14 protein-coding genes, 1 pseudogene and 1 CRISPR repeat array are annotated in these 18554 nt (G+C 49.5%); of the genes and pseudogenes, 10 read left to right on the top strand and 5 right to left on the bottom strand.

From position 1 onward, the window contains the following. The first annotated feature begins 30 nt into the window (after window positions 1-30). The 7 genes from rlmD (at window position 31) to eno (ending at window position 8388) form a co-directional block, all read left to right on the top strand. Complete coding sequence (rlmD, locus tag FEK47_RS19275; protein ID WP_130214539.1) at window positions 31-1332, top strand: 23S rRNA (uracil(1939)-C(5))-methyltransferase RlmD; 1302 nt, start codon at window positions 31-33, stop codon at window positions 1330-1332. Between the two features lie 47 nt (window positions 1333-1379). Further along, entirely contained in the window at window positions 1380-3614 is a 2235-nt protein-coding gene (gene relA, locus FEK47_RS19270; RefSeq protein WP_138183323.1) for a GTP diphosphokinase, read from the top strand. A gap of 77 nt (window positions 3615-3691) precedes the next feature. Further along, complete coding sequence (gene mazE, locus FEK47_RS19265) at window positions 3692-3940, top strand: type II toxin-antitoxin system antitoxin MazE (protein ID WP_000581937.1); 249 nt, start codon at window positions 3692-3694, stop codon at window positions 3938-3940. Then, entirely contained in the window at window positions 3940-4275 is a 336-nt protein-coding gene (gene mazF, locus FEK47_RS19260) for an endoribonuclease MazF (RefSeq protein WP_135487361.1), read from the top strand. The genes mazE and mazF overlap by 1 nt, the downstream gene beginning before the upstream one ends. Window positions 4276-4345: 70 nt before the next feature. Beyond that, window positions 4346-5137: a nucleoside triphosphate pyrophosphohydrolase gene (mazG, locus tag FEK47_RS19255; RefSeq protein WP_112912024.1), complete on the top strand. Its 792-nt coding sequence runs from the start codon at window positions 4346-4348 to the stop codon at window positions 5135-5137. Window positions 5138-5364: 227 nt separating this feature from the next. Then, complete coding sequence (gene pyrG, locus FEK47_RS19250; RefSeq protein ID WP_130207680.1) at window positions 5365-7002, top strand: CTP synthase (glutamine hydrolyzing); 1638 nt, start codon at window positions 5365-5367, stop codon at window positions 7000-7002. An 87-nt stretch (window positions 7003-7089) separates the two neighbouring features. After that, the gene (gene eno, locus FEK47_RS19245; protein WP_064528183.1) at window positions 7090-8388 is read left to right on the top strand and encodes a phosphopyruvate hydratase; all 1299 of its coding nucleotides are present in this window, start codon (window positions 7090-7092) and stop codon (window positions 8386-8388) included. Between the two features lie 59 nt (window positions 8389-8447). Here the strand turns inward: eno and FEK47_RS19240 are convergent, their stop codons facing one another. From FEK47_RS19240 to FEK47_RS19230, 3 genes and pseudogenes are all read right to left on the bottom strand, one after another. After that, complete coding sequence (locus tag FEK47_RS19240) at window positions 8448-9368, bottom strand: YgcG family protein (RefSeq protein WP_138183322.1); 921 nt, start codon at window positions 9366-9368, stop codon at window positions 8448-8450. A gap of 233 nt (window positions 9369-9601) precedes the next feature. Continuing rightward, a pseudogene (locus tag FEK47_RS19235) lies at window positions 9602-10273 on the bottom strand (YgcG family protein); the annotation flags it as partial. Window positions 10274-10286: 13 nt separating this feature from the next. Continuing rightward, entirely contained in the window at window positions 10287-10889 is a 603-nt protein-coding gene (locus tag FEK47_RS19230; protein ID WP_135487363.1) for a LemA family protein, read from the bottom strand. 172 nt (window positions 10890-11061) lie between these two features. On the opposite strand from FEK47_RS19230, the gene queE reads away from it, so the two are divergent. Beyond that, window positions 11062-11733 carry a 7-carboxy-7-deazaguanine synthase QueE gene (gene queE / locus FEK47_RS19225; protein ID WP_065227519.1) on the top strand — a complete coding sequence of 224 codons (672 nt, stop codon included), beginning with the start codon at window positions 11062-11064 and terminating at the stop codon, window positions 11731-11733. A 339-nt stretch (window positions 11734-12072) separates the two neighbouring features. Then, a CRISPR array of direct repeats spans window positions 12073-13077; the repeat unit is 28 nt; unit sequence GAGTTCCCCGCGCGAGCGGGGATAAACC. Between the two features lie 45 nt (window positions 13078-13122). On the opposite strand, the gene FEK47_RS19220 is transcribed toward queE, so the two are convergent. Further along, window positions 13123-14601 carry an FGGY-family carbohydrate kinase gene (locus FEK47_RS19220; RefSeq protein ID WP_135487364.1) on the bottom strand — a complete coding sequence of 493 codons (1479 nt, stop codon included), beginning with the start codon at window positions 14599-14601 and terminating at the stop codon, window positions 13123-13125. 26 nt (window positions 14602-14627) lie between these two features. Continuing rightward, entirely contained in the window at window positions 14628-15905 is a 1278-nt protein-coding gene (locus tag FEK47_RS19215; RefSeq protein WP_135487365.1) for an MFS transporter, read from the bottom strand. A gap of 318 nt (window positions 15906-16223) precedes the next feature. Between FEK47_RS19215 and FEK47_RS19210 the strand changes: the two genes are divergently transcribed. Together FEK47_RS19210 and FEK47_RS19205 are read left to right on the top strand one after the other, a co-directional pair. Further along, window positions 16224-17009 carry an SDR family oxidoreductase gene (locus FEK47_RS19210; RefSeq protein WP_000021321.1) on the top strand — a complete coding sequence of 262 codons (786 nt, stop codon included), beginning with the start codon at window positions 16224-16226 and terminating at the stop codon, window positions 17007-17009. A 69-nt stretch (window positions 17010-17078) separates the two neighbouring features. Further along, entirely contained in the window at window positions 17079-18533 is a 1455-nt protein-coding gene (locus FEK47_RS19205) for an FAD-binding oxidoreductase (RefSeq protein ID WP_000059295.1), read from the top strand. Window positions 18534-18554: the final 21 nt, after the last annotated feature.

The following is an 18554-nucleotide window of genomic DNA, read 5'->3' as shown; positions in this document are numbered from 1 at the left end:
TCACACTGTTAAATTGAGAAAGTCTCGCCAATGGCGCAATTCTACTCTGCAAAACGACGCGTGACGACGCGTCAGATCATAACCGTTTCAGTCAACGACCTCGACTCTTTTGGTCAGGGCGTGGCACGACATAACGGAAAAGCGTTATTTATCCCCGGGCTATTGCCGCAGGAAGATGCGGAAGTCACTGTTACTGAAGATAAAAAACAGTATTCTCGCGCTAAAGTCGTTCGCAGGTTAAGCGACAGCCCGGAACGCGAAACGCCACGCTGCCCTCATTTTGGCGTATGCGGCGGCTGTCAGCAACAACACGCCAGCATCGAACTACAGCAGCGAAGCAAAAGTGCGGCGCTCGCCCGGTTAATGAAGCATGACGTCTCTGAAGTGATCGCCGATGTTCCCTGGGGATACCGTCGCCGCGCGCGCTTAAGCCTGAACTATCAGCCGAAAAAACAACAATTACAGATGGGATTTCGCAAAGCGGGTTCCAGTGACATTGTCGATGTTAAGCAATGCCCCATTTTAGCGCCCCAACTTGAAGCATTGCTGCCCAAAGTCAGGGCATGCCTGGGCAGCTTACAAGCCATGCGCCATCTTGGTCACGTTGAACTGGTGCAGGCAACCAGCGGCACGCTGATGATTTTACGCCATACCGCACCGCTAAGTTCGGCTGATCGTGAAAAACTGGAACGCTTTTCGCATTCTGAAGGCCTGGATCTGTTTCTCGCCCCCGATAGTGAGATACTCGAAACCGTCTCTGGCGAGATGCCCTGGTATGACTCAAATGGGTTGCGTTTAACTTTTAGCCCGCGTGATTTTATTCAGGTCAACGCGGGTGTGAACCAGAAAATGGTGGCGCGCGCGCTGGAGTGGTTGGATGTGCAGGCTGAAGACAGCGTGCTTGATCTGTTCTGCGGTATGGGCAATTTCACACTGCCATTAGCGACACGAGCGGCTAGCGTCGTAGGGGTAGAAGGTGTTGCTGCGCTGGTGGAGAAAGGTCAGGAAAATGCGCGACTTAATGGTTTACAAAATGTGACGTTTTATCATGAAAATCTTGAAGATGATGTCACAAAGCAGCCGTGGGCTAAAAACGGCTTTGACAAAGTGTTGCTGGACCCGGCGCGAGCAGGTGCTGCTGGCGTCATGCAGCAAATTATAAAACTGGAACCCATTCGTATAGTTTATGTATCCTGTAACCCTGCGACGCTGGCTCGGGATAGCGAGGCGTTATTAAAAGCAGGATATACCATTGCGCGACTGGCGATGCTGGATATGTTCCCACACACGGGGCATCTGGAATCGATGGTGCTTTTTTCGCGCGTTAAATAGTTACGATTTGCTGATTTCGGCAGGTCAGGTCCCTAAAGGAGAGGACAATGGTTGCGGTAAGAAGTGCACATATCAATAAGGCTGGTGAATTTGATCCGGACAAATGGATCGCAAGTCTGGGGATTGCCAGCCAGAAGTCGTGTGAGTGCTTAGCCGAAACCTGGGCGTATTGTCTGCAGCAGACGCAGGGGCATCCGGATGCCAGTTTGCTGTTGTGGCGTGGTGTCGAGATGGTGGAGATCCTCTCGACATTAAGTATGGACATTGACACGCTGCGGGCGGCACTACTGTTCCCTCTGGCCGATGCCAACGTAGTCAGCGAAGACGTACTGCGCGAGAGCGTCGGTAAGTCGGTCGTTAATCTTATTCACGGTGTGCGCGATATGGCGGCAATCCGCCAGCTTAAAGCCACACACACCGATTCTGTTTCCTCCGAGCAGGTCGATAATGTTCGCCGGATGTTGCTGGCGATGGTCGATGACTTCCGTTGCGTGGTCATCAAACTGGCGGAGCGAATTGCCCATCTGCGCGAAGTGAAAGACGCGCCAGAAGATGAACGCGTACTTGCAGCAAAAGAGTGCACCAATATCTACGCGCCGCTGGCGAACCGTCTCGGGATCGGGCAACTGAAATGGGAACTGGAAGATTACTGCTTCCGTTATCTCCACCCGACCGAATACAAGCGCATCGCCAAATTGCTGCATGAACGCCGTCTCGACCGCGAACACTATATCGAAGAGTTTGTCGGTCATCTGCGCGCTGAGATGAAAGCTGAAGGCGTTAAAGCTGAAGTGTATGGTCGTCCGAAACACATCTACAGCATCTGGCGCAAAATGCAGAAAAAGAACCTCGCCTTCGATGAGCTGTTTGATGTCCGTGCAGTACGTATTGTTGCCGAGCGTTTACAAGACTGCTACGCCGCGCTGGGGATAGTGCACACTCACTATCGCCACTTGCCGGATGAATTTGATGATTACGTCGCAAATCCGAAACCAAACGGCTATCAGTCTATTCATACTGTGGTACTGGGGCCGGGTGGCAAAACCGTTGAGATCCAAATCCGCACTAAACAGATGCATGAAGATGCAGAACTGGGCGTTGCTGCGCACTGGAAATACAAAGAAGGCGCGGTAGCTGGCGGCGCACGTTCGGGACATGAAGACCGGATTGCCTGGCTGCGTAAACTGATTGCGTGGCAGGAAGAGATGGCCGACTCCGGTGAAATGCTCGACGAAGTACGCAGTCAGGTGTTTGACGACCGGGTATACGTCTTTACGCCGAAAGGGGATGTTGTTGATTTACCTGCGGGATCAACGCCGCTGGACTTCGCTTATCACATCCACAGCGATGTCGGACACCGCTGCATCGGGGCAAAAATTGGCGGGCGGATTGTGCCATTCACCTACCAGTTACAGATGGGTGACCAGATTGAAATTATCACCCAGAAACAGCCCAATCCCAGCCGTGACTGGTTAAACCCAAACCTGGGCTATGTCACAACCAGCCGTGGGCGTTCGAAAATTCATGCCTGGTTCCGTAAACAGGATCGTGACAAAAACATTCTGGCTGGACGACAAATCCTTGATGACGAGTTGGAACATCTTGGGATCAGCCTGAAAGAAGCAGAAAAACACCTGCTGCCGCGTTACAACTTCAATGATGTCGACGAGTTGCTGGCGGCGATTGGGGGCGGGGATATCCGGCTCAATCAGATGGTGAATTTCCTGCAATCGCAATTTAATAAGCCGAGTGCCGAAGAGCAGGACGCCGCCGCGCTGAAACAGCTTCAGCAAAAAAGCTACACGCCGCAAAACCGCAGTAAAGATAACGGTCGCGTGGTGGTTGAGGGTGTTGGCAACCTGATGCACCACATCGCGCGTTGCTGCCAGCCGATTCCTGGAGATGAGATTGTCGGCTTCATTACCCAGGGGCGCGGTATTTCAGTACACCGCGCCGATTGCGAACAACTGGCGGAACTGCGCTCCCATGCGCCAGAACGCATTGTTGATGCTGTATGGGGCGAGAGCTACTCCGCCGGATATTCGCTGGTGGTCCGCGTGCTGGCTAATGATCGTAGTGGGTTGTTACGTGATATCACGACCATTCTCGCCAATGAGAAAGTGAACGTGCTTGGCGTTGCCAGCCGTAGCGACACCAAACAGCAACTGGCAACCATCGACATGACCATTGAGATTTATAACCTGCAAGTGCTGGGCCGCGTGCTGGGTAAACTCAACCAGGTGCCGGATGTTATCGACGCGCGTCGACTTCACGGGAGTTAGGCCGAAATTTGCTCGTATCTACAATGTAGATTGATATATACTGTATCTACATATGATAGCGGTTTGAGGAAAGGGTTATGATCCACAGTAGCGTAAAGCGTTGGGGAAATTCACCGGCGGTGCGGATCCCGGCTACGTTAATGCAGGCGCTCAATCTGAATATTGATGATGAAGTGAAGATTGACCTGGTGGATGGCAAATTAATTATTGAGCCAGTGCGTAAAGAGCCCGTATTTACGCTTGCTGAACTGGTCAACGACATCACGCCGGAAAACCTCCACGAGAATATCGACTGGGGGGAGCCGAAAGATAAGGAAGTCTGGTAATGGTAAGCCGATACGTACCCGATACGGGCGATCTGATTTGGGTTGATTTTGACCCGACAAAAGGTAGCGAGCAAGCCGGACATCATCCGGCTGTTGTCCTGAGTCCGTTCATGTACAACAACAAAACAGGTATGTGTCTGTGTGTTCCTTGTACAACGCAATCAAAAGGATATCCGTTCGAAGTTGTTCTATCCGGTCAGGAACGTGATGGCGTAGCGTTAGCTGATCAGGTAAAAAGTATCGCCTGGCGGGCAAGAGGAGTAACGAAGAAAGGAACGGTTGCCCCAGAGGAATTACAACTCATTAAAGCCAAAATTAACGTGCTGATTGGGTAGTGTTACTAACTCACTTCTATTCTGGTCACAGGTTTCCACCTGACAGACCCGCAATTTTCAGGACATTCTAATGAATCAAATCGACCGTTTGCTCACTATCATGCAGCGCCTGCGCGATCCGGAAAACGGCTGCCCGTGGGATAAAGAGCAGACATTTGCTTCTATAGCACCTTACACACTTGAAGAAACCTACGAAGTGCTGGATGCCATTGCCCGCGAAGACTTTGACGATCTGCGCGGTGAGCTCGGCGATCTGTTGTTCCAGGTGGTGTTTTACGCGCAAATGGCCCAGGAAGAAGGGCGCTTTGACTTTAATGATATTTGTGCTGCGATCAGCGATAAATTAGAGCGTCGCCATCCGCATGTTTTTGCTGACAGTTCTGCCGAAAATAGTAGTGAAGTGCTCGCCCGTTGGGAGCAAATCAAAACTGAAGAGCGCGCGCAGAAAGCACAGCATTCGGCGCTGGATGATATTCCTCGTAGTTTACCGGCTTTAATGCGTGCGCAAAAAATCCAGAAACGTTGCGCCAACGTTGGTTTTGACTGGACGACGCTTGGCCCGGTGGTCGATAAAGTCTACGAAGAGATCGATGAGGTGATGTACGAGGCGCGGCAGGCTGTTGTCGACCAGGCTAAACTGGAGGAGGAAATGGGCGACCTGCTGTTTGCAACGGTTAATCTGGCTCGCCATTTAGGGACGAAAGCAGAAATCGCATTGCAAAAAGCGAATGAAAAATTCGAGCGTCGTTTTCGCGAAGTGGAGCGTATTGTTGCCGCGCGTGGACTGGAAATGACAGGTGTTGACCTCGAAACAATGGAAGAAGTCTGGCAACAGGTAAAACGGCAGGAAATTGATCTCTAAGGGAATTACGCGGTCAAGCGCCATTTGTGTCATTTTTTAAATGACAAGCGCTTGATTTGCGTCAAAAACATTTACCCCAAAGGGGCTATTTTCTCACTCCTGATTTCAATAGTGCGCTGGCGAAGAGGAGGGATAATGAAAGTTTGTGGCACAGGTCATGTTCGGGTATACTGCTTTCCCGTCCTGGTTATTCCATCGTCTTTTCAACCTAACTTCTCAGGTTCAGCATGACAACGAACTATATTTTTGTGACCGGCGGGGTCGTATCCTCTCTGGGTAAAGGCATTGCCGCAGCCTCCCTCGCAGCCATTCTTGAAGCCCGTGGCCTCAATGTGACCATCATGAAACTGGATCCGTACATTAACGTCGATCCAGGTACTATGAGCCCAATCCAACACGGGGAAGTGTTCGTTACTGAAGACGGCGCTGAAACCGACCTGGACCTGGGTCACTACGAGCGTTTCATTCGTACCAAAATGAGCCGCCGTAACAACTTCACCACGGGTCGTATCTACTCAGACGTTCTGCGTAAAGAACGCCGCGGTGACTACCTCGGCGCAACCGTACAGGTTATTCCACACATCACTAACGCTATCAAAGAACGCGTTCTTGCAGGTGGTGAAGGCCACGACGTGGTTCTGGTCGAAATCGGCGGTACTGTAGGTGACATCGAATCCCTGCCGTTCCTCGAAGCGATTCGCCAGTTGGCTGTTGAAATTGGCCGTGAGCACACTCTGTTTATGCACCTGACGCTGGTGCCGTACATGGCAGCGTCTGGTGAAGTCAAAACCAAACCGACCCAGCACTCTGTAAAAGAGCTGCTCTCCATCGGTATCCAGCCTGACATCCTGATTTGTCGTTCAGATCGCGCCGTTCCGGCTAACGAACGTGCGAAGATTGCATTGTTCTGTAATGTTCCGGAAAAAGCGGTTATTTCTCTGAAAGACGTCGATTCCATCTATAAAATTCCGGGCCTGTTGAAATCTCAGGGGCTGGACGATTATATTTGTAAACGATTCAGCTTAAACTGCCCGGAAGCGAATCTGTCCGAATGGGAACAGGTTATCTTCGAAGAAGCGAATCCGGTGAGTGAAGTCACTATCGGTATGGTCGGCAAGTACATTGAACTGCCGGACGCTTACAAATCCGTGATCGAAGCACTGAAACATGGTGGGCTGAAGAATCGTGTCAGCGTCAACATCAAACTGATCGATTCACAAGATGTTGAAACGCGCGGTGTTGAAATCCTTAAAGGTCTGGACGCGATCCTCGTACCTGGCGGTTTCGGCTATCGTGGCGTAGAAGGCATGATTACTACCGCGCGCTTTGCGCGTGAGAACAATATTCCTTATCTGGGCATTTGCCTGGGTATGCAGGTGGCGTTAATTGATTACGCTCGCCATGTTGCCAACATGGAGAACGCCAACTCAACGGAATTTGTGCCAGACTGTAAGTACCCGGTTGTGGCGCTGATTACCGAGTGGCGCGATGAAAACGGCAACGTTGAAGTTCGTAGCGAGAAGAGCGATCTCGGCGGCACCATGCGTCTCGGCGCACAGCAGTGCCAGCTGGTTGACAATAGCCTGGTTCGCCAGCTGTACAATGCGCCGACAATTGTTGAGCGTCATCGTCACCGCTACGAAGTCAACAACATGCTGCTGAAACAGATTGAAGATGCAGGTCTGCGCGTTGCGGGCCGTTCCGGGGATGATCAGTTGGTCGAGATCATCGAAGTTCCGAATCACCCGTGGTTCGTGGCTTGTCAGTTCCATCCGGAGTTTACTTCTACTCCACGTGATGGACACCCGCTGTTTGCTGGCTTTGTAAAAGCCGCCAGCGAGTTCCAGAAACGTCAGGCGAAGTAAGTAAAAAAGTTAGAACGGCAACGCGTACCCTGGGTACGCGTTGTTTGTCTGGAGTTTCAGTTTAACTAGTGACTTGAGGAAAACCTAATGTCCAAAATCGTAAAAATCATCGGTCGTGAAATCATCGACTCCCGTGGTAACCCGACTGTTGAAGCCGAAGTACATCTGGAGGGTGGTTTCGTCGGTATGGCAGCTGCTCCATCAGGTGCTTCTACTGGTTCCCGTGAAGCACTGGAACTGCGCGATGGCGACAAATCCCGTTTCCTGGGCAAAGGCGTAACCAAAGCTGTTGCTGCGGTTAACGGCCCGATCGCTCAGGCGCTGATTGGCAAAGATGCCAAAGATCAGGCTGGCATTGACAAGATCATGATCGACCTGGACGGCACCGAAAACAAATCTAACTTCGGCGCGAACGCAATCCTGGCTGTATCTCTGGCTAACGCCAAAGCTGCTGCTGCTGCTAAAGGGATGCCTCTGTATGAGCACATCGCTGAACTGAACGGCACTCCGGGCAAATACTCTATGCCGGTTCCGATGATGAACATCATCAACGGTGGTGAGCACGCTGACAACAACGTTGATATCCAGGAATTCATGATTCAGCCGGTTGGCGCGAAAACTGTGAAAGAAGCCATCCGCATGGGTTCTGAAGTTTTCCATCACCTGGCAAAAGTTCTGAAAGCGAAAGGCATGAACACTGCAGTTGGTGACGAAGGTGGCTATGCGCCGAACCTGGGTTCCAACGCTGAAGCTCTGGCTGTTATCGCTGAAGCTGTTAAAGCTGCTGGTTATGAACTGGGCAAAGACATCACTCTGGCGATGGACTGCGCAGCTTCTGAATTCTACAAAGACGGTAAATACGTTCTGGCTGGCGAAGGCAACAAAGCTTTCACCTCTGAAGAATTCACTCACTTCCTGGAAGAACTGACCAAACAGTACCCGATCGTTTCTATCGAAGACGGTCTGGACGAATCTGACTGGGACGGTTTCGCATACCAGACCAAAGTTCTGGGCGACAAAATCCAGCTGGTTGGTGACGACCTGTTCGTAACCAACACCAAGATCCTGAAAGAAGGTATCGAAAAAGGTATCGCAAACTCCATCCTGATCAAATTCAACCAGATCGGTTCTCTGACCGAAACTCTGGCTGCAATCAAGATGGCGAAAGACGCTGGCTACACTGCAGTGATCTCTCACCGTTCTGGCGAAACTGAAGACGCTACCATCGCTGACCTGGCTGTTGGTACTGCTGCAGGCCAGATCAAAACTGGTTCTATGAGCCGTTCTGACCGTGTTGCTAAATACAACCAGCTGATTCGTATCGAAGAAGCTCTGGGCGAAAAAGCACCGTACAACGGTCGTAAAGAGATCAAAGGCCAGGCATAAGTCTGACTTTATCTGATTTAAAAATGCCAGCCTTCGGGCTGGCATTTTTTATGGTCGAGTTACCAGCGGCCGGACGCGCCTCCACCGCCAGAAGAACCGCCACCTCCGCTAAATCCGCCGCCGCCGCTAAACCCACCACCACTTGAGCCGCCACCGGAAGAGGATGACGAAGAACCTTTTCTTGAAGCTCTTTCTTTACCGAGTTTCTTATATCTGGCGCGTAGTTTTTTACTAACGATAAGCCAAAAGATAAGCAGCACTACGATCGCAAAAGGCGTTAACATGCCGCAGGCAACGATTAAATTCGTCCATGGTCCTGGCTCTGCAACATAAAGGAATACCATCCCGTAAATTGCGCCAGTGAGTGCTATCCAGGGGAGATTTGACGGATCGGTAAAAACAATAAAATATGAAAGCACCGCCAGTAATATAATTACAGCAAGCGATAATGGAATAGGGGGATTGATACTGTAGTAATTCCCCCTGTTTTCCGGTAATTCACCATTCAACAGAAGCGCGCCAATATTTTCGCTTGCCAGTGTTAACCCACCCATAAGGTCATCACTTTTGAAGGCAGGGATTAATATATCACGGATAATCTTCGCCGCTTGCAGGTCGGTAACCACCCCTTCCAGCCCGTAGCCCACTTCAATGCGAACTTTACGATCTTCCCAGACGACCAGGATCAGAATACCATCGTCACGCCGCTCATCCCCCAGTTTCCAGCTATCAAAAACGCGAGTTGCATATTGTTCAATGGTATCGTCCCCGGTGGATGGCACAATTAATACGGCGACCTGGGCTCGTGTTTTTTGTGTAATATCCTGCAGCTGCTGTGTCAGTGATTGTTGTTCAGACGAGCTTAACGTACCAGTAATATCGGTCACCTGGTGGCGCAGCTCCGGCACAGCAATTTGCTGGGCAAGCACCGGAAGGCACCACAAAGCGAGTAAAATAAAGATTAAGCGCATTACGATCACCAACGCCCGGAAGCGCCACCGCCACCAGATGAACCGCCGCCACCGCTGAAATTGTCATTGTCGAAAGACGATGAAGAGGAAGATGACGACGATGATGAAGAATGCCAGGAAGCCGAGTTGCTTCTTTCGTAACGTGACGGTCGGTTGGCACTACGCATTGAATCACGCACCTTTCTGCCGAAAGGTGTGAAAGCGATAGCTACGGCCAGGAATGGTGTGGCGAAACATAAAAATGTGATAAGAACTCCCCAGCTCCCGCTATATCCAGCGATGGGAAGTATAAAGGCCAGCACTATGGCAGCAAAGCAAATCACTCCCAGCGTTTTGACATATCCTCTGGCAGAAATAAACGTCAGTACTATCGCCCAGACTAACAAAGCCCACCAACCGCTAAAGGGTAAAGGGTGATCGGGCGATGTGTTATTGACTAAATCATTTCCTGATAGTCGGGTTTCAATATCACTGATACCCTGTTGCAAGCCGCCAGTAAGGTCGCCTTTTTTAAACGCGGGAATAATACTGTTGCGAATAATTTGCCCGGACTGTGCATCCGTCAGAATACCCTCAAGCCCGTAACCGATTTCAATATGTACTGTATGATCTTGCCAGGCAACTACCAGTAAAATACCGTCATCACGACCTTTATGGCCGGGCTGCCAACTCTCGAACACACGTGTTGCATATTGCTCGATGGTTTCTTCGCCTGTGGTTTCAACCACCAATACCACAAGCTGCGTCTGTTCTTTTTGCGTCAGGGCTTTAATCTGGCTGGTCAGCGTACTTACTTCCCCTCTGGTTAATGTCCCTGTTAAATCATTCATATATTTAGGTAATTCAGGTACTGGAACTTGTACTGCAAACGCAGATGAACAGACCAGAACAAGAAGTAAGATAAAATTTTTCATATAATTAACTCGCCTAATGAGCACTCGCATTCTGGCTAAAATCTATTGTTGGGGCTTTGCTTACTGCGGCGACATCATCCGGCAAATAATTTTTCTTTGGTGTGTAATCCATGACCTTTGCGGTTAACACTGCGGGAAATTTGCGGATAGTGACATTATATTGTTCAATGGCTTTAATATATCTTCCTCGCGCGACAGCAATTCGATTTTCGCTTCCTTCGAGTTGTACCATTAAATTTTGATAGAGTTCCTGAGCCTTTAATTCTGGATAACGTTCACTAATAATCGTTAACTGCCCGAGAGTGCGAGTCACCTGCGCCTGAGCTTGTTGCCAGGCTTGTAATTTTTGCTCATCTCCCGGAGCTTGCTGAAGATCGCTGCTGGCACGATTAGCTTGACTACGAGCTAACGTAACGGCCTCCAGTACCTCTTTTTCATGGCTGGAATAACCTTTAATACTTGCGACAAGATTAGGAATAAGATCGGCACGGCGTTGATACTGATTCAATACTTCTGACCAGGAGGCATTAACTTGTTCATCATAGGTTTGAATATCGTTATAACCGCAACCTGATAAATTGAAAATAAATATAAATACGATGAATATTCTAAACATGTTTAAATTCCTTTTATTTAATCCTTTAAAACATAATACGCCGCTTCATTTTATTCTTAATGATCTGAGCCACTTTTTGCGTCAAACCTGCCTGTAACAGAATGTTAATAAAGCATGAATATTGCGGCGAGATCTGCAATAATTAACAATTATCCACTTTACAGAGAATGCTATGCAGTACCCGATTAACGAGATGTTCCAGACCCTGCAAGGTGAGGGTTACTTTACCGGCGTCCCTGCTATTTTTATTCGTTTACAGGGATGCCCGGTCGGCTGTGCCTGGTGCGACACCAAACACACATGGGAAAAGCTTGAGGATCGGGAAGTTTCCCTTTTCAGCATTCTGGGTAAAACGAAAGAGAGTGATAAGTGGGGAGCCGCAAGCAGTGAAGACTTGCTCGCAGTCATCGGTCGTCAGGGATACACCGCGCGTCACGTGGTGATTACGGGTGGTGAACCTTGTATTCATGACTTGATGCCACTAACTGACCTGCTCGAAAAGAACGGTTTCAGTTGCCAGATAGAAACCAGCGGTACTCATGAAGTGCGTTGTACGCCGAATACCTGGGTCACCGTGTCGCCAAAGCTAAATATGCGTGGCGGTTATGAAGTATTGTCGCAAGCCCTGGAGCGAGCTAACGAAATCAAACACCCAGTTGGACGCGTACGTGATATCGAAGCACTGGATGAATTGCTTGCGACGCTGACCGATGATAAACCGCGAGTCATTGCACTGCAGCCGATTAGCCAAAAGGATGATGCCACACGTTTGTGCATTGAAACTTGCATTGCGCGTAACTGGCGTTTGTCGATGCAAACACATAAATATTTAAATATTGCCTGATTACCCATTTATAAGCGTTATAAATGGGTGGAACCTGTAAAGACTTCCACCCATTTATATTTTTTGTCGCCTCTGAAAACTCATCCATTTTGCCCATTCCGGACTAATCATTGTCATTCTCTACAAATTCTGTGGCGTTAATTTTTCTCTGGGATGAAAATTATTACGTCGGAGTTTGGTAGATTTTAGTTTGTATAGAGTTATTTTAAATATTTACCTTTTCAATCAACGGATTAAGTGCTCTTTAACATAATGGATGTGTTGTTTGTGTGATACTGTAAAGTTGGTAGATTGTGACTGGCTTAAAAAATCATTAATTAATAATAGGTTATGTTTAGAGAGTTCCCCGCGCCAGCGGGGATAAACCGAAAAAAATCGACCTGAGAAAAGCTGCACGTGGGAGTTCCCCGCGCCAGCGGGGATAAACCTCGATCTCATAGGTCTCGATATTGCTGCCGGAAGAGTTCCCCGCGCCAGCGGGGATAAACCGCTATCGCTGCTGCCTCGGCCGTGTCCGTTGCGGAGTTCCCCGCGCCAGCGGGGATAAACCTTGTTATATTCCTGCCGTGTCAGACCACATTTCGAGTTCCCCGCGCCAGCGGGGATAAACCGACGCCAGCGGGTGGAAACTACTACCTCAATCTGAGTTCCCCGCGCGAGCGGGGATAAACCGGTTGCAATGATTAGAATAAATATTGTTCCTGCGAGTTCCCCGCGCGAGCGGGGATAAACCGTTTTCAGGCGGCTTGTCGCGCGCTTCACAAAGGAGTTCCCCGCGCGAGCGGGGATAAACCGCGGGCACCGCGCACGTTTTCCAGTAAAAGCGGGAGTTCCCCGCGCGAGCGGGGATAAACCGCCGAATTCAGTGGGTGCGTGTGGATCTGGTCCGAGTTCCCCGCGCGAGCGGGGATAAACCGCAATGATGGACAGTGCTGAAATCGGGGAGGTAGAGTTCCCCGCGCGAGCGGGGATAAACCGAAAATTGCTACAGATAACGAGACGGCACAGAAGAGTTCCCCGCGCGAGCGGGGATAAACCTGAGTATCAGTAAGCAGGAGGGCAGTCCGGTGCGAGTTCCCCGCGCGAGCGGGGATAAACCGAGATCACGCGCGAATGCTGCGTAATCGAAATAGAGTTCCCCGCGCGAGCGGGGATAAACCGTTGTGAAGCGATGCCATATCTGCGAAATTCTGGAGTTCCCCGCGCGAGCGGGGATAAACCGTAGAGGGTGACAACCTTAACGGTCTGCATAGAGAGTTCCCCGTGCCAGCGGGGATAAACCGCTCGGTGATTTTCTTGATTCGCAATTGATGAAGAGTTCCCCGCGTTAGCGGGGACAATCATTCAGGTATGTTCAGGCCGGGCAGTTTCCCGCCCGGCCTTCCTCACTTACGCATTCGACCAGCTCTGGATAGAATCCGCATTCCCCAATTCACCATGCATCACTTCATACGATTTTTTCAGAATCACATCAGTGTGTTTGGTTAAATCTTTGAAAATGCCTTTATTCATCGCGTCGTAGCGTTTGGCATTGCCCTCAACAGGCATAAAGATATCTTTCACGCGAACCATTTTGTCGACAGCCGTTGCGTAATCCGGATACAACCCCAGACCTACCGCCGTATTAATCGCTGCCCCCAGGCTTGCACAACCGTTAATGGCGTTACGGCGTGCCGGAAGGTTGAACACGTCGGCAAAAATTTGCATAAACAGATCGCTGTTCGAACCACCGCCAGTAATGATTACATGCTTCGCAAAGTGATTCATTTCATTACACATATTGTCGTAATTGTTCTTCAGCGTCAGCGCCACGCTTTCCAGTATCGAACGGTATATCCATGCGTAATCCATGCTGGAATCAAAACCGATCATAATCCCGCGTTTGTACGGTTCCCACGGATTGGTCAGCCAGTCCAGCACCGTCATCAGACCATTACAGCCAGGCGGCACACAAGAAGCTTTTTTGTTGAGCAAATCTTCCGGTGAAAGATCCTGTGCCCTGGCATCCTGAATTAGCGACTCGCCTAACATGTCGCGCAGCCAGCTCACCGTCCACATGCCTTTTCGGATACCGTAACCTTCATACAGCAATGTTTCCGGAATAGAAGACATAATCGGCCAGTACGCTACCGGATCTTTCGGCAGTGCTTTACCGTTCATCATCAATGCGATGTAAGTGCCAAGAGAAATTACTGCCGTTTCATCATCCAGTAACCCGGCTCCCAGAGCTTCTACCGGTTTATCACTGGTGGTACAAACAACCGGCAGTCCTGCCGGGAAATGCGTCGCCAGCGCGGCTTGTGGTGTGATATGCCCAAGAACAGTGCCTGGCATTTGTACATCAAACAGCATATGACGGGGGATATTAAACTTCTCCATGACTGCGGCATCTTCACTCCATGCCCAGGTCTTATAATCCACTGGCCACTGACCAAAATAGTTGGCGATATTATCTTTAAATTCGCCCGTTAAACGGTGCGTCAGATAACCCGAAAAAGAGGTGACATACGCCACGTCAGGGTTCGTATGTTCGTAAGGGCGTGTAACGCGAGCATCCTGCCAGCTAATCAACGGCGCAGCAGGCGTGCCATCGGCTTTCAATAACGCACGGCAGCAACGGATGGATCCCAGACCAATACCGACAATATCTTCTTTATTCCCGGCAAACTGACTCATCAAATCGTGACCGGCAAAACATAATGATGCCCATAAATCGTCGTCAGGATGTTCTGCGGTATCGGCATCCGGCGTGTGCATCGGCTGCAATAAACCTTTGCCTTCGCAAACCACGTTACCTTCCAGATCGTACATCACCACTTTTGTGCTCTGACTTCCGCCATCAATCCCTATGATGTATTTTTTCGACATGATTTTTCTCCTGTAATTTTCCTGGCTTACTTGCTGCTAGCCATTGCGGGGGCGCTATCAGCAGTACGAATTTTTTGGAACAGCAAAAAGGTAAAGACGATCACCATGCCGAGTGCCGCCATGCCCATCAGCCACATGTTGCGATAGGCTTCTGCTGCGGGCAGGGTGTCCTGCCAGTGGCCGATAATCGGGTAAACGAAGACATCCGGCAGGAATCCAATCACCGAACAAATACCTACCGTGGTGCCCATAATGTAAGACGGTGTTCTCGCTTCGCCGGGGCAGGCCCAGTACAGTCCACGTGAGGCGTAGCAGGTGAATCCCAGCAGTAAAATCAGGCCAATCCCCATCGCGACCGATTGCGGGTTAGAGTTGGTAACAAGCAGGGCAGTCAGTGCCAGCAGGCCGATGATGGAAAGGATTTGAATCACGCGGGTAGGGGATTTCACTTTACTGTAGGTGGTGATAATGCCGCCAAGTGGGCCGCACAGTGCGCGGAAGATTTTGTTGATCACAATCCCCATGTAGCTCGCCGCCACCAGCGACATGCCGTACATTTCGGTGAGATAGTTGGTGGAGTAACTCAGAATGGCGTAGATGGTGAAGACACCAAAAATCACCATGCTGCAATACCAGGTGGTGCTGATACGCAAAACGGCCAGGATGTCGCTAAGCTGGAATGATTGTTTTTCTTCGTTATAGGCACTGCACAGGTTGTTGTTATCGCTAACAAAAAACCAGCACAGAATACCCAACAAGATGTAAACCACACTATAGATGATAATGACCGTTTTCAGGCTGGCGCTGTCATCCGGTGCAAAGCGAGAAAAGACCCACATGGTAAACACCGCCAGCGACATTACACCGACGCCGCGCAGCCCTTCCATCCAGCCCATAATTTTCCCTTGCTCACTATGATCGCCCAGCAATGAGGCGGCTTTAATCGACACCGACCACAGCATTAAAATAGTGGTTATCGCAAAGGCGACCTGAATACAGAGCATTACCCACAGTGGTGGATATGTTGCCATTATCAGGCCCAGCAATCCGGTAATAATCATCGCGGAAGTAATCATTTTGCGGTGTGAAAATTTATCGGCAATAACGCCGCTGGGGGCATAAAGAATAATGGCCGCAATACCAAATGTACTCATTATTAAACCTATCTCGGTATTGCTGAATCCCATAAATTTCGCCATGGGAATTTGATAAATATAACGTAAATAAGCCAGGTCAAAACTAACGCCGCCGCTAAAACTAATTATCGCGAGGGTTATCCAACGGCGATATGAGTTGTGTTGCATATCGTATTCCCATTTGTAATAGACAAAAAAAAGAGAAAAGTAAGCCGCCCTTTCAGGTGGATTACTTTTCTCAGCTCTCTAGTAATTGCAATAAGAAATAACATGGAAAGAAAAGGTGTTGTGTGAGAGTAATCACGCTTCTGCTTTTTAAAACTATTTGATAATACGAACATCACTCTGTGATTACGATCACATTAGCAGTTATGCCCTTATGCTAAAAATTATCTCCAGTTACCAGAGATAATGAGAAAGGTAACTTCCCTCTCGCGGGGGAAGTTACCTTTCTTTTTTTTTGCCTTACGGAAATTGGAGCTAACTATGTCAATCGAATCTCTCAATGCGTTCTCAATGGATTTTTTCTCCCTGAAAGGTAAAACAGCAATTGTTACCGGCGGGAATAGCGGTTTAGGTCAGGCATTTGCAATGGCGTTGGCCAAAGCTGGCGCAAATATTTTTATTCCAAGTTTTGTCAAAGATAACGGCGAAACAAAGGAAATGATTGAAAAACAGGGTGTTGAAGTGGACTTCATGCAGGTGGATATCACCGCAGAAGGCGCACCGCAGAAGATTATCGCTGCCTGCTGTGAGCGCTTCGGTACCGTCGATATTCTGGTTAACAATGCCGGTATTTGTAAGCTGAATAAGGTGCTGGATTTCGGTCGTGCCGACTGGGATCCAATGATTGATGTGAACCTGACCGCCGCATTCGAGTTAAGCTACGAAGCGGCAAAAATTATGATCCCGCAGAAAAGCGGTAAAATTATTAATATCTGTTCATTGTTCTCTTACTTAGGTGGACAATGGTCACCTGCTTATTCTGCCACTAAACATGCTCTTGCCGGATTCACCAAAGCCTATTGCGATGAATTAGGTCAATATAATATTCAGGTGAATGGTATTGCCCCGGGATATTACGCTACCGATATCACTCTGGCGACCCGTAGTAATCCAGAAACTAACCAGCGCGTTCTTGATCATATTCCGGCAAACCGTTGGGGCGATACTCAGGATTTAATGGGCGCAGCCGTATTCCTCGCAAGTCCGGCATCGAATTATGTCAACGGACATTTATTAGTGGTTGATGGCGGTTATTTAGTGCGCTAATCCATAACGGTGGTTTCTGTTTTCTCTTATTAATGATTATTCCATTTTTATTATCAGGAAGGAATTACTATGTCTTTATCTCGCGCAGCGATTGTTGACCAGCTAAAGGAAATTGTTGGTGCAGATCGCGTAATTACCGATGAAACAGTATTAAAGAAAAACAGTATTGACCGTTTTCGTAAATTTCCGGATATTCATGGCATTTATACTTTGCCGATTCCGGCAGCGGTCGTAAAACTCGGTTCCACAGAACAGGTCTCCCGTGTGCTGAATTTTATGAATGCGCACAAAATTAACGGTGTGCCGCGTACCGGCGCTTCCGCCACTGAAGGTGGGCTGGAAACCGTTGTGGAAAACTCGGTGGTGCTCGACGGCTCCGCCATGAATCAAATCATTAATATTGATATTGAGAATATGCAGGCGACGGCGCAATGTGGCGTTCCGCTGGAGGTGCTGGAAAACGCGTTGCGTGAAAAAGGTTACACCACAGGGCATTCTCCGCAGTCAAAGCCGCTGGCGCAGATGGGCGGCCTGGTAGCAACCCGCAGTATCGGGCAGTTCTCCACACTCTACGGCGCAATCGAAGATATGGTCGTTGGTCTGGAAGCGGTACTGGCAGATGGTACCGTCACACGCATTAAAAACGTGCCACGTCGCGCGGCTGGCCCGGACATTCGTCACATCATCATCGGCAACGAAGGTGCATTGTGCTATATCACTGAAGTAACAGTGAAAATCTTTAAATTCACCCCAGAAAACAACCTCTTCTACGGCTATATCCTGGAAGACATGAAAACCGGCTTCAACATCCTGCGTGAAATCATGGTGGAAGGGTATCGTCCGTCGATCGCTCGTTTGTATGACGCCGAAGATGGCACCCAACACTTCACCCATTTTGCCGACGGAAAATGCGTGCTGATCTTTATGGCTGAAGGTAACCCTCGCATTGCGAAGGCGACGGGCGAAGGGATTGCGGAAATCGTTGCCCGCTACCCGCAATGCCAGCGCGTGGACAGCAAACTGATCGAAACCTGGTTTAATCACCTGAACTGGGGACCGGATAAAGTGGCTGCCGAACGTGTGCAGATCCTCAAAACCGGCAACATGGGCTTTACCACTGAAGTGTCCGGCTGCTGGAGCTGCATCCACGAAATCTACGAAAGCGTTATTAACCGTATTCGTACCGAGTTCCCACACGCCGACGACATCACCATGCTGGGCGGTCACTCCTCTCATAGCTATCAGAACGGCACCAACATGTACTTCGTCTACGATTACAACGTCGTTGACTGTAAGCCGGAAGAGGAAATCGACAAGTACCACAATCCGCTCAACAAAATCATCTGCGAAGAAACCATTCGCCTCGGTGGTTCGATGGTGCACCACCACGGCATTGGTAAACATCGCGTTCACTGGAGCAAGCTGGAACACGGCAGCGCGTGGGCGTTGCTGGAAGGGCTGAAAAAGCAGTTTGATCCTAACGGCATTATGAATACGGGTACTATCTATCCGATTGAAAAATAATGTGTCAGGCAGCGTTCCGCG

Source organism: Escherichia sp. E3659 (genome assembly GCF_005781135.1).
GTDB lineage: Bacteria > Pseudomonadota > Gammaproteobacteria > Enterobacterales > Enterobacteriaceae > Escherichia.
Note: the sequence above shows the minus strand (reverse complement) of the source record. Positions and strands in the feature narration are given on the sequence as shown.

What these genes read in the sequence shown, in the direction of transcription:
- rlmD (WP_130214539.1), top strand. Translation starts at nt 31, where the DNA reads ATGGCGCAATTCTACTCTGCAAAACGACGCGTGACGACGCGTCAGATC.
- relA (WP_138183323.1), top strand. Translation starts at nt 1,380, where the DNA reads ATGGTTGCGGTAAGAAGTGCACATATCAATAAGGCTGGTGAATTTGAT.
- mazE (WP_000581937.1), top strand. Translation starts at nt 3,692, where the DNA reads ATGATCCACAGTAGCGTAAAGCGTTGGGGAAATTCACCGGCGGTGCGG.
- mazF (WP_135487361.1), top strand. Translation starts at nt 3,940, where the DNA reads ATGGTAAGCCGATACGTACCCGATACGGGCGATCTGATTTGGGTTGAT.
- mazG (WP_112912024.1), top strand. Translation starts at nt 4,346, where the DNA reads ATGAATCAAATCGACCGTTTGCTCACTATCATGCAGCGCCTGCGCGAT.
- pyrG (WP_130207680.1), top strand. Translation starts at nt 5,365, where the DNA reads ATGACAACGAACTATATTTTTGTGACCGGCGGGGTCGTATCCTCTCTG.
- eno (WP_064528183.1), top strand. Translation starts at nt 7,090, where the DNA reads ATGTCCAAAATCGTAAAAATCATCGGTCGTGAAATCATCGACTCCCGT.
- FEK47_RS19230 (WP_135487363.1), bottom strand. Translation starts at nt 10,889, where the DNA reads ATGTTTAGAATATTCATCGTATTTATATTTATTTTCAATTTATCAGGT.
- queE (WP_065227519.1), top strand. Translation starts at nt 11,062, where the DNA reads ATGCAGTACCCGATTAACGAGATGTTCCAGACCCTGCAAGGTGAGGGT.
- FEK47_RS19220 (WP_135487364.1), bottom strand. Translation starts at nt 14,601, where the DNA reads ATGTCGAAAAAATACATCATAGGGATTGATGGCGGAAGTCAGAGCACA.
- FEK47_RS19215 (WP_135487365.1), bottom strand. Translation starts at nt 15,905, where the DNA reads ATGCAACACAACTCATATCGCCGTTGGATAACCCTCGCGATAATTAGT.
- FEK47_RS19210 (WP_000021321.1), top strand. Translation starts at nt 16,224, where the DNA reads ATGTCAATCGAATCTCTCAATGCGTTCTCAATGGATTTTTTCTCCCTG.
- FEK47_RS19205 (WP_000059295.1), top strand. Translation starts at nt 17,079, where the DNA reads ATGTCTTTATCTCGCGCAGCGATTGTTGACCAGCTAAAGGAAATTGTT.